Here is a 10,280-nt window from a genome sequence, read left to right on the forward strand (position 1 = left end):
GCCGCCCGCGCCGTGCCCGAGCAGCAGCAGCCCGCGCGGGGACCCCGCCCGGTGCAGGGTGACCCGGGCCGGGCCGCGCGGGGTGTCGACCTCGCGCGCCGCGGTCACGAGAGCAGGTCGAGCTGGATCGGCTCGGTCACCTGGTCGTCAGGGAGCCGGTCGAGCAGCTCGGGCGCGTTGTTGCGGACGTTGTTGACCTGCGGCGAGACCGGCCGGATGTCCAGGGTCGAGACCAGCTCCGGCGACGGCGGGACCAGAAGCCGGGTCACCCCCTCGTCGCCGGTGCCGCGGTCCGGGTCGAGCCAGTCCGACCAGTCGTCGGGGCGCAGCAGCAGCGGCATCCGGTCGTGCACCTGGGTCAGCGGGCCGACCGCGTCGGTGGTGAGCACGCAGGCGGTGACCAGCCCGTCCGGGTACTTCTCGGTCAGCTCGTCGCCCTGCGGGCGCCAGAACTCCCAGATGCCCGCCATCGCCATCGTGGCGCCGTCGGCGTAGTGGGTGAAGTACGGCTGCTTGGTCGGCTTGCCGGTCCCTCCCTGGGACTTCGGGACGGCGTCGTGGCGCTGCCACTCGTACCAGCCGTCCATCGGGAACAGGCAGCGCCGCGACGCGGCCGCGCGGCGGAACGCGGGCTTCTCGGTGATCGTCTCCGATCGGGCGTTCACCATCCGCGCACCCGCCGACGGGTCCTTCGCCCAGAACGGCACCAACCCCCAGCGCACGGTGCGCAGCGACCGCTCGGTGGCGCCCCGGTCGGGCTCGCCGCTCTCGTCGCGGGGGTGGCGTTCGACCACCACGGTGATGTCCTTGGTCGGCGCCACGTTGTAGTCCGGACGCTGCGAGGTCTCCTGCGTCGCGTCGACGGCGTGGAACTCGTCGGCCAGGTCCGCGGGGGCCTTCGTGGAGGCGTAACGGCCGCACATGCGCCCCATCCTCCCACGTGGGGAAGGATGGAGGCGTGAGCAACTGGACCGCCCCCACGCCCGGGTCGCCGGTGACCGGCACCGTCACCGTCCCCGGGTCGAAGTCGGTGACCAACCGTGCGCTGCTGCTCGCCGGCCTGTCCGGCGGCGACGTCCGGGTCGACGGCGCCCCGCCCACCCGCGACACCGCGCTGATGACCGGGGCGCTCGCCGCGCTCGGCGTCCCGGTCACCACGCTCGGGGACACGGTGGAGATCGGCGCGCACCCCGGGCTGCGCGGCGGGACCCCCGAGGCGCCCGCCGGGGTCGACTGCGGGCTCGCCGGCACGGTCATGCGATTCGTCCCCCCGGCCGCGGCGACGGCGTCCGGTGCGGTCCGCTTCGACGGCGACCCGCGCGCCCGGGAGCGCCCGATGGGCACCGTGCTGGACGCGCTGCGCGCGCTCGGGGCCACCGTGTCCTACGACGGCGCCGCCGACGCGCTGCCGTTCGTGCTCGACGGCGGCCCGGTCCGGGGCGGCGAGGTCACGATCGACGCGTCGGCCTCGTCGCAGTTCGTGTCCGGGCTGCTGCTGTCCGGGTCGCTGTTCGAGCGCGGCGTGACCGTGGTCCACGACGGGACGCCGCTGCCGTCGCAGCCGCACATCGCGATGACCGTGGAGATGCTGCGCGCCGCCGGGGTGGCCGTCGACGACGCCGAGCCGAACACCTGGCGGGTCGAGCCCGGCCCGGTCGCGGCGCGGGACTGGTCGGTCGAGCCCGACCTGTCGAACGCCTCGGTGTTCCTCGCCGCGGCCGTCGTGACCGGCGGGCGGGTCACCGTGCGCGGCTGGCCGGCCGAGACCACCCAGCCCGGCGTCGACGTCCTGCCGGTGCTGGAGCAGTTCGGCGCCACGGTCACGCACACCGCCGACGGCCTCACCGTGACCGGGCCGGACCGGCTCACCGGCGTCGACGTCGACCTGCACGACGCGGGCGAGCTCGCCCCCACCGTCGCCGCGGTCGCCGCGCTGGCGTCGGGCACCTCGCGGCTGCGCGGGATCGGGCACCTGCGGGGCCACGAGACTGACCGGCTCGCCGCCCTCGCCACCGAGATCACCGCGCTCGGCGGTGCCGTCACCGAGACCGAGGACGGCCTGGTCATCGAGCCGAAGCCGCTCACCGGGAGGTCCGACCGGCCGTGGGGCGCCTACGCCGACCACCGGATGGCGACCGCGGGCGCGATCATCGGGCTGGTGGTGCCGGGCGTCGAGGTCGACGACGTCGCGAGCACCGACAAGACCATCCCGGACTTCCCCGGGCGGTGGGCGGCGCTGGTCGGGAACTGACATGCCCCGCGACATCAGCAGGCTCGACGAGTCCGACGTCCGTGTCCGCCCCGGACGGCGCGGGAGCAGGCCGCGCAGCAAGCGCAGGCCCGCACACGCCGACGCGACCCGCGCGATGGTCACCGCCGTCGACCGGGGACGGTGGACCTGCGCGGTCGACGCCGACCCGGGCCTGCCCCAGGTCGTCGCCATGCGGGCCCGCGAGCTGGGCCGGACGCCGGTCGTCGTCGGGGACCGGGTGGACCTCGTCGGGGACCTGTCCGGTGAGCCGGACACCCTCGCCCGGATCGTGCGGGTCGCCGAGCGTGACACCGTGCTGCGCCGCACCGCCGACGACACCGACCCCTACGAGCGGATCGTCGTCGCGAACGCGCAGCGGCTGATCGTGGTCACCGCCGTCGCCGACCCGGTGCCGCGCAGCGGGTTCGTCGACCGCTGCCTGGTCGCGGCCTTCGCCGGTGGGCTGCAGCCGGTGCTGTGCCTGACCAAGTCCGACCTCGCCGACCCGGAGCCGTTCGCGGCGCAGTACCGCGAGCTCGGCGTGCCGGTGCTGGTGACCGGGCGCTCGGAGTCCGGGCCTCCGTCCGGGCTGGACGCGCTGCGGGAGGAGCTGTCCGGGCGGCTGTGCGCGCTGGTCGGACACTCCGGGGTCGGCAAGTCCACCCTGGTCAACGCGATCGTCCCGGCCGCGACGCAGGCCATCGGACGGGTGTCGGGTGTGGGGAAGGGCCGGCACACGACCACCGCGGCGCTGGCGTTCCCGCACGCCGAGGGGTGGGTCGTCGACACCCCCGGGGTGCGCTCGTTCGGTCTCGCGCACGTCGGTGCGGACGACGTCGTCGCCGCGTTCGGCGACCTGGCGACCGCGATCGAGGACTGCCCGCGCGGCTGCGGGCACCTCGGGCCGCCCGCCGACCCGGAGTGCGCACTGGACGACCTGGTCGCCTCCGGCGCGCTCGGAGGAGGCAGACTCGAGGCGTTGCGCCGCGTGCTGGTGGCGCTGGCGAGCGACAGGTTCTGACCATCACGACGACGGCCGGGGAGCGGGTAGTGCCGGGACGGCGCGCGATGACGCTGCTGCTGTGCGGGGCGGTGCTGGTGCCCGGGCTGACCGGCTGCGCCTGGCCCGGCTCCTTCGGTGCCACCCCCGCACCGCCCGCCGCCGCGCCCGCCGCCCTGCCGAAGTACTACGACCCGGCGCCGCTGATCACCGACGTTCGGGCCCGCACCCGGCTCGACGGCGGCTCGACGCTGTCCGTGGCGGGCACCCTGACCGACGGCGGCACGACCGTCCCGGTCACCGGCGACGGCGCCCTGCGGGTCGACCAGGACGGGGACGCCCCCGCGGTGCGGCTGCTGCTGCGCTCCGGCCCGTCCGGCGCGGTCGCCCGGAGCACGGAGATCATCCGGATCGACGGCCGGACCTGGCTGCGCCCCGGCGAGGGCGGCTGGGGCGAGGCCGGCCGGGTCTCGCTGCCCCCGGAGCAGATGTCCCACGCGACGCTGGCCGCGAACGTCGCCGCCGGACTCGACCCGCTGGGGGCGGTCGCGCGCTACCCGGACGCGGTGCTCGTCGCCGACGCCGCCGACGACGCCGTCGACGGCACCCCGACCGTGCACTACACACTGGTCGTCGACCTGGTCCGGGCCGCGGCGACCGAGACCGACCCGGCGCGCCGCACGGCGCTGCAGGCCCAGCAGCGGGCCGGGCTGACCCGGCTGAGCGCGGAGATCTGGGTCGACGCCGAGCGCAGGCCGCTGCGCAGCCGGGTCCGCCAGCAGCTCCCCGACGGCGCGGCGCTCGACGCCCTCGTCCGCTACGACGGCTGGGGCGCCCCGATCACCATCGAACCGCCGGTCCGCGGCTGACCCGGGCCCTCAGCGGCGGAACGCCAGGTCGAGACCGTCGACCGGCCAGGTGCAGCGGTAGAGCCGACCCCGTCCCGACGAGGTGATCCAGGCGTCGCGCGACCCGGCGCCGGCGAAGCAGATGTTCGTGACGTGCGGGTCGTGCTCGGGCGGCGCGACGGTACCGAGCAGCTCCCCGGCCGGGGACAGCACGCTGACCTCGCCGGAGACCAGGGTGGCGACGCAGACGTTCCCGTCGCCGTCGACGGCGAGCGAGTCGAGGTTGCGGAACCCGGCGAAGCCGTGCAGCAGGCGGGCGTCACCGGGGCCGGGCGGGCCGGGCAGTTCCGGCGGCGCGGCGAGCGTGCCGGGTCCGGTCACCGCCCAGCACCAGACACGGCCGGTGGCGGTCTCGGCGACGTAGAGCCGGGAACCGTCCGGGGACAGACCCACGCCGTTCGGGGTCATGAGCGGGTGCACGACCTCGGTGAGCGCCGAGCCGTCGGTACGGGCGTGGTACAGCCCGCCGAGGTCGACCTCGCGGGGGCGGCGCTTGCCGAGGTCGGTGAACCAGAAGGTGCCGTCGGCGGCGAAGACGATGTCGTTGGGGCCGCGCAGGCCGTCGTGGAGCACCGAGGAGCCGCCGGTGTCGGGGTCGACGCGCAGGATCGCGCCGCCGCGGTAGTCCTCGGGCTGGTTGCCCGGGTACACGGTGCCGTCGGGGCGGGTGTGCCAGGTGAAGCCGCCGTTGTCGCAGACGTAGACGGCGCCGTCCGGGCCGATCGCGGCGCCGTTCGGTCCACCCCCGGTCTCGGCGACGGTGACGTGGCCGCCGTCGGGCAGCACCCGGGTCAGCCGCCCGGCCGCGATCTCGACGACGAGCACCGACCCGTCGGACAGCGCCACCGGGCCCTCCGGGAACGCGAGCCCACGGGTCACCTCGTGCAGCTGCGGCGCGACGAACGCCATACCGGCCTCCGATCCGGGTTACGGTCCGGTGCATGAGCGAGCGTGTCCGGACCACCGTCGACGACGGCGTCGCCGAGGTGCGGCTCACCCGCCCGGAGCGCCGCAACGCCCTCGACGTCGCCCAGTTCACCGCGATCGTGCACGCCGCGGAGGCGCTGCGCGACCGCACGGACGTCCGCGCGGTGGTTCTCTCGGCGGACGGGCCGGACTTCTGCGCCGGGCTGGACCGCGACATGTTCCGCGCGATGCGTTCCGGTGAACGGCGCTCGGCCACCGCCGAGCTGCCCCCGCCGCGCGAGGGCTCCCCGGCGCACGCGACCGGGCAGCGCGCAGCGTATGTCTGGGCCGAGCTGGACGTGCCGGTGATCGCCGCCGTACAGGGGCACGCGCTGGGCGGCGGGCTGCAGATCGCGCTGGGGGCGGACCTGCGGATCGTCGCCCCCACCGCGACGCTGTCGGTGCTGGAGATCATATGGGGCCTGGTGCCGGACATGGGCGGCACGCTGCTGCTGCCGCAGCTGGTCGGGCGCGACGTCGCCCGCGACCTGACCTTCACCGGGCGCACGGTGTCCGGCACCAAGGCCGTCGCGCTGGGGCTCGCGACCCGCACCGCCGAGGACCCGCGGGCGGCCGCGCTGGCGACCGCGCACGAGATCGCCGCCCGCAACCCGCACGCCGTGCGTGCGGCGAAGCGGCTGCTCGCGGCGCCCCGCCCACCCGCCGAGCAGCTCGCCGCCGAACAGGCCGAGATCAGTGCGCTGATCGCGAGCCCGAACCAGCGCGAGGCGGTGACCGCGCGGCTGGAGGGGCGGGACCCGGTGTTCGCCGATCCCGCACCGGGGCCGCCGGCCGGGACGGGCTGACCGACCGCCGGGGCTCAGCCCAGCTCGACGAGGAACGGCAGCTCGGTGCCGTCGTACCAGGCCAGCTCGTGGTCCTCGGCCTCACCGACGAGGAACTCGGCGTCCATGTCGCCCAGGTCGGCCTTGTCGACCGCGCCGGCCGCCTCCCGGACGGCGTGCTCGGCCTCCGGCAGGTCCACGTGCACGGCGGCGATCTTCGACACCGGCACCGGGCCGGTGACCCGGACCGCGCCGTCGTCGAGGTCGGGGCGCAGGGTGACGTCGTCGGTGTCGGCGGACACCACGACCCGGCGGGCGGGGGTGTCGTCCTCGCCCAGCCCGAACTCGACCGAGAGCAGCCGCAGCGACGCCCGCGCCGCCTCGTTCATCGCGGCGTACTCGAGCTCCTCGTCGTCGCCCGCGGTGTAGGACTCGCGCAGCTTCGGGGTGAGTGCGAACGCGGTGCCGCCCAGCGGCTCGAAGTTCCCGGTCTTCACCGTGCGGGCCAGCATCGGCCAGGTCGCGGGGAGGTAGATCCTCAACGGTCGTCTCCTCTGACGGGTGTCATCGGTGTCTGTCGCAGTGTCTCGAGGAGCTCCTCGAGTGACTCGTCCACCATCCCGGCGAGCACGTCCAGGTCGCCCATGGCGCCCCTGTCCCCGTTCAGTCCGTAGTACACACCACCGTCGTAGCTGGTCAGGCCGATGGAGACGGCCTGACCCTTCGCCAGCGGCACCACCGGGAACATCTCCAGCATCCGCGCCCCGGCCGCGTAGAGCGGGAACTGCGGGCCGGGCACATTGGTCACGACCAGGTTGAAGAAGTGCCGGGCCATGCCGTTCGCGGCGCGGGCGCCGACGGCGTGCAGCGTCGGCGGGGCGAACCCGCCGATCCGCACCAGCGTGTCCGCACCGACGGCGTCGCCGGTGTCGGTGTGCTCGCGCATCTGGTGGGTGACCTGGTGCAGCCGCACCAGCGGGCTCGGCTCGCCGACGGGCAGGTCCACCAGGAACGACGCCACCCGGTTCCCGAGCGACCCGCCGGTCGCCGAACTGGGTACGTCGCCCTCCCCGCGCACCGACAGCGGCACCAGCGCCCGCACCGACGACGACCCGGCGACCGGCTCGCCGCGCGACATCAGCCAGGTGCGCAGGGCACCGGCGATGACGGCGAGCACCACGTCGTTGACGTCGCAGCCGTAGGCGGCGCGGACCTTGCGGTAGTCCTCCAGGTCGGTGCGGGCCATCGCGAACCGGCGCTGGGTGGAGATCTCGGCGTTCAACGGGAGCCCGGGCGCGCGGCGGCCCGCGGTGCGGGCCATGTTCAGGACCTTGCCCGCGGCCCCGGCGAGCTTGCCGACGGTGGCCAGCGCGTCGCCCGCGGCGACCCGGACGTTGTCCACGATCTCGGTGGGGCGGGTGACCGCCTCGGAGATCGCGTCGAGCACGAGCTGGCCGTCGGTCGGCTCCGGGCGCGGCATCCACAGCTCGTCCGGGGTGTCCCGCGGCTCGGCGGAGACGTCCAGGATGACCTGGCCGATGTCGATGGCGGAGATGCCGTCGACCATCGCCTGGTGGGTCTTGGTGAGGATCGCGACGCGTCCGCCGTCGCCGCCGCGGCCGTCCCCGGCGGGGGCGAGGCCCTCGATGAGGTACATCTCCCACAGCGGGCGGGTGTGGTCCAGCGGGCGCGACATCAGGCGCCCGACCAGCTCGGTCAGCTGCTCCTCGCTGCCCGGACGGGGCAGTGCCGAGCGGCGCACGTGGTAGGCGATGTCGAACTCGGGGTCGTCGACCCACACCGGGCGCGCGAGGTTGCCCGGGACGTGGCGGACCTTCTGCCGGTAGCGCGGCACCAGCGCGATGCGCTGCTCGATGAGCTCGACCAGCCGGTCGTAGTCGAAGCCGTCGTCGGGGCGGTCGAACACGGCGACCCCGCCGACGTGCATCGGTGTGGTCGCCTCCTCCAGGTACAGGAAGGACGCGTCGAGTGCGGAGAGCCGGGACGGCATGGCCGCGATCCTACGTGCGACGCTTCTCCTCGTGAGCGATGCAGGTGCGGTCTCCCCGAAGGACCGGTTCATCACGGTCTACGGCCGCAAGCCCGTCCTGGAGGCGCTGGCCGACCCCGACCTGGAGGTCGACAAGGTCGTGCTGGCCGACACGGTGCGCGGTGGCGGCGAGCGCGAGATCACCGCGGCCGCCCGCGGTCGCGGGGTGCCGGTGCAGCGCGCGACCGCGCAGCGGGTGAAGGTGCTGGCCGGCAACGGCCGCCATGACCAGGGCGTGCTGGCCGACGTCGTCGCCCCGCGGATGTCGCCGCTGGAGCACTTCCTGTCCGACCTGGGCACCCGGCGGCCGGCGTCGGTGCTGGTGCTCGACGCCGTCACCAACCCGTCGAACGTCGGGATGATCCTGCGCAGCGCGACGGCCGCCGGTCTGGACGGCGTGCTGCTGCCCCGCCGCGGGGTGCCCGCCATCGACCCGCTGGTGATCAAGGCGTCGGCCGGGGTGGCGTTCGCCGCGCCGGTGCTGCGCTGCGCCACCGCCACCGAGGGCGTCGACCTCATGCACGCCGCCGGGTTCGGGGTGTTCGGGCTCGACGCCGGCGGCGACTCGCTGCTGGAGGCGTCGCTCCCGTCCCGGATCGCGCTGGTACTGGGCAACGAGACCGACGGCCTGACCGAGGACGTCCGTTCCCGGCTCGACGGGATCCTCTCGCTGCCGATGTACGGCGGGGTGGAGTCGCTCAACGTCGCCTCCGCCGGAGCCGTCGCCGCCTACGAGCTGCTGCGCCGACGCTGACCGGTCACCTAATGTCGGGGCGATGGTGCGCCGTCGCATTCCCCGCCCGTCCGAGCTGGCGCCGCTGCTGCGGCCGGCCCCGTTCACCCTGGACCGCACGGCGGCCCGGCTCGCCCGCGCGTCGAGCATCGGTGACCTGCGTGAGCTGGCGCGGCGCCGCGCGCCGCGGGCGGTGTTCGACTACACCGACGGGGCCGCCGAGGACGAGGTGAGCCTGCGCCGGGCCCGCGAGGTGTGGGCGTCGGTGGAGTTCTCGCCGACCGTGCTCACCGACGTCTCGCGGGTGGACACCGGCCGGGAGATCCTGGGCGGGCGCTCGTCGCTGCCGTTCGCGCTGGCCCCGACCGGTTTCACGCGGATGATGCACACCGAGGGCGAGCGCGCGGTCGCCGCCGTCGCCGCGCGGGCCGGGATCCCCTACACGCTCTCGACGATGGGCTCGACGACGATCGAGGGCGTCGCCGAGGCCGGGCGCGGCGGGCGGCACTGGTTCCAGCTCTACTTGTGGCGCGACCGCTCGGTCGCCCACGAGCTCGTCTCCCGGGCGCAGGAGGCCGGCTACGACACGCTGCTGCTCACCGTGGACACCCCGGTCGGCGGCAACCGGCGCCGCGACGCCCGCAACGGCCTGTCCATCCCGCCCGCGCTGTCGCTGCGGACCTTCGTCGACGGCGCCCGCCACCCCCGCTGGTGGTTCGACCTGCTCACCACCGAGCCGCTGACGTTCGAGTCGCTCGCCGCGGGCGGCGGCAGCCCCTACGAGGTGATCAACCGGGTGTTCGATCCGGCGCTGACCCTCGACGACGTCACCTGGCTGCGCGGGGCCTGGCCCGGGAAGCTGGTGGTCAAGGGCGTCCAGTCGGTCACCGACGCCCGCCGCGTCGCCGACGCGGGCGCCGACGGCGTGCTGCTGTCCAACCACGGCGGACGGCAGCTGGACCGGGCCCCGGTGCCCGCCGAGCTGATCGAGCCGGTGGTGCAGGAGCTCGGCGACGACGCGGAGGTCCTGGTGGACACCGGGATCACCCACGGCGGCGACGTCGTCGCCGCCGTCGCGCTCGGCGCCCGCGCGGCGCTGGTGGGCCGCGCCTACCTGTACGGGCTGATGGCCGGTGGCGAGGCCGGGGTGTCCCGCGCGGTGGAGATCCTGCGCGCCGAGGCGGAGCGGACGATGCAGCTGCTCGGCGTGACCCGGGTGGACGACCTCCGCCCGGAGCACGCCCGGCTCCGCTCGGCGACCGGCGGCCACCACCACCCGAACGAGCGACGGCCCGGCACTGCGCCCCGGCGCTGACGGGGCCAGCATGGGGCGCATGAGTTTCCTGGACAAGGCCAAGGAACTGCTCGGCAAGCACGACGACAAGGTCGACCAGGCCCTGAACAAGGTCGGCGACGCGGCCAAGCAGAAGTACGGTCACGACGGTCAGATCGACACCGCGACCAAGTTCGCCCGCGAGCGGACCGGTACCGGTGACACCGCCGCGCCGCCGCCCCCCGGTCAGCCGGGGCCGGACGGCCAGGCCCCGCCGCCGCCCGCGCCGGGGCAGGCCCCGCCGCCGCCCCCGC

11 protein-coding genes and 1 pseudogene are annotated in these 10,280 nt (G+C 75.3%); 7 read left to right on the forward strand and 5 right to left on the reverse strand.

Going from position 1 to position 10,280, the window contains the following annotated elements; all coding sequences use genetic code 11:
- A pseudogene (locus tag NH602_RS22770) lies at nt 1–108 on the reverse strand (alpha/beta hydrolase); the annotation flags it as partial.
- Nucleotides 105–923, reverse strand: coding sequence for an SOS response-associated peptidase (locus NH602_RS22775; RefSeq protein WP_161152189.1), 819 nt, complete (start codon nt 921–923; stop codon nt 105–107). The pseudogene NH602_RS22770 and the gene NH602_RS22775, both read right to left, overlap by 4 nt.
- 35 nt (nt 924–958) lie before the next feature.
- Between NH602_RS22775 and aroA the strand changes: the two genes are divergently transcribed.
- The 3 genes from aroA to NH602_RS22790 are packed head-to-tail and all read left to right on the forward strand — an operon-like array spanning nt 959 to nt 4,120.
- Nucleotides 959–2,251: a 3-phosphoshikimate 1-carboxyvinyltransferase gene (gene aroA / locus NH602_RS22780; protein ID WP_179761899.1), complete on the forward strand. Its 1,293-nt coding sequence runs from the start codon at nt 959–961 to the stop codon at nt 2,249–2,251.
- A gap of 1 nt (nt 2,252) precedes the next feature.
- Nucleotides 2,253–3,272: a ribosome small subunit-dependent GTPase A gene (rsgA, locus tag NH602_RS22785; RefSeq protein WP_073576323.1), complete on the forward strand. Its 1,020-nt coding sequence runs from the start codon at nt 2,253–2,255 to the stop codon at nt 3,270–3,272.
- A 47-nt stretch (nt 3,273–3,319) separates the two neighbouring features.
- Nucleotides 3,320–4,120 carry a hypothetical protein gene (locus tag NH602_RS22790; RefSeq protein ID WP_253068858.1) on the forward strand — a complete coding sequence of 267 codons (801 nt, stop codon included), beginning with the start codon at nt 3,320–3,322 and terminating at the stop codon, nt 4,118–4,120.
- Nucleotides 4,121–4,129: 9 nt separating this feature from the next.
- On the opposite strand, the gene NH602_RS22795 is transcribed toward NH602_RS22790, so the two are convergent.
- The gene (locus NH602_RS22795) at nt 4,130–5,068 is read right to left on the reverse strand and encodes an SMP-30/gluconolactonase/LRE family protein (protein WP_179761898.1); all 939 of its coding nucleotides are present in this window, start codon (nt 5,066–5,068) and stop codon (nt 4,130–4,132) included.
- A 32-nt stretch (nt 5,069–5,100) separates the two neighbouring features.
- On the opposite strand from NH602_RS22795, the gene NH602_RS22800 reads away from it, so the two are divergent.
- Entirely contained in the window at nt 5,101–5,931 is an 831-nt protein-coding gene (locus NH602_RS22800; RefSeq protein ID WP_253068859.1) for a crotonase/enoyl-CoA hydratase family protein, read from the forward strand.
- A gap of 14 nt (nt 5,932–5,945) precedes the next feature.
- On the opposite strand, the gene NH602_RS22805 is transcribed toward NH602_RS22800, so the two are convergent.
- On the reverse strand, nt 5,946–6,452 hold the full coding sequence (locus NH602_RS22805) for a hypothetical protein (protein WP_073576326.1): 507 nt from the start codon (nt 6,450–6,452) through the stop codon (nt 5,946–5,948).
- On the reverse strand, nt 6,449–7,921 hold the full coding sequence (locus NH602_RS22810) for a wax ester/triacylglycerol synthase family O-acyltransferase (RefSeq protein ID WP_073576327.1): 1,473 nt from the start codon (nt 7,919–7,921) through the stop codon (nt 6,449–6,451). Before NH602_RS22810 ends, NH602_RS22805 begins: the two co-directional genes overlap by 4 nt.
- Here NH602_RS22810 and NH602_RS22815 point away from each other — a divergent pair.
- The 3 genes from NH602_RS22815 to NH602_RS22825 form a co-directional block, all read left to right on the forward strand.
- Complete coding sequence (locus NH602_RS22815) at nt 7,920–8,714, forward strand: RNA methyltransferase (RefSeq protein ID WP_253068860.1); 795 nt, start codon at nt 7,920–7,922, stop codon at nt 8,712–8,714. The two genes, NH602_RS22810 and NH602_RS22815, sit on opposite strands and share 2 nt — an antisense overlap.
- A gap of 22 nt (nt 8,715–8,736) precedes the next feature.
- The gene (locus tag NH602_RS22820) at nt 8,737–10,008 is read left to right on the forward strand and encodes an alpha-hydroxy acid oxidase (RefSeq protein ID WP_253068861.1); all 1,272 of its coding nucleotides are present in this window, start codon (nt 8,737–8,739) and stop codon (nt 10,006–10,008) included.
- Nucleotides 10,009–10,027: 19 nt separating this feature from the next.
- Nucleotides 10,028–10,280 (forward strand): antitoxin (locus NH602_RS22825; RefSeq protein WP_253068862.1); only part of this gene is annotated, 253 nt, incomplete at its 3' end.

This window comes from Pseudonocardia sp. McavD-2-B, assembly GCF_024124365.1.
GTDB lineage: Bacteria > Actinomycetota > Actinomycetes > Mycobacteriales > Pseudonocardiaceae > Pseudonocardia > Pseudonocardia alni.

Bases quoted from the DNA above. Each gene is read 5' to 3' on its own strand.
- NH602_RS22820 (WP_253068861.1), top strand. From the start codon at position 8,737: ATGGTGCGCCGTCGCATTCCCCGCCCGTCCGAGCTGGCGCCGCTGCTG.
- NH602_RS22815 (WP_253068860.1), top strand. From the start codon at position 7,920: ATGGCCGCGATCCTACGTGCGACGCTTCTCCTCGTGAGCGATGCAGGT.
- NH602_RS22810 (WP_073576327.1), bottom strand. From the start codon at position 7,921: ATGCCGTCCCGGCTCTCCGCACTCGACGCGTCCTTCCTGTACCTGGAG.
- NH602_RS22795 (WP_179761898.1), bottom strand. From the start codon at position 5,068: ATGGCGTTCGTCGCGCCGCAGCTGCACGAGGTGACCCGTGGGCTCGCG.
- rsgA (WP_073576323.1), top strand. From the start codon at position 2,253: ATGCCCCGCGACATCAGCAGGCTCGACGAGTCCGACGTCCGTGTCCGC.
- NH602_RS22775 (WP_161152189.1), bottom strand. From the start codon at position 923: ATGTGCGGCCGTTACGCCTCCACGAAGGCCCCCGCGGACCTGGCCGAC.
- NH602_RS22800 (WP_253068859.1), top strand. From the start codon at position 5,101: ATGAGCGAGCGTGTCCGGACCACCGTCGACGACGGCGTCGCCGAGGTG.
- NH602_RS22790 (WP_253068858.1), top strand. From the start codon at position 3,320: ATGACGCTGCTGCTGTGCGGGGCGGTGCTGGTGCCCGGGCTGACCGGC.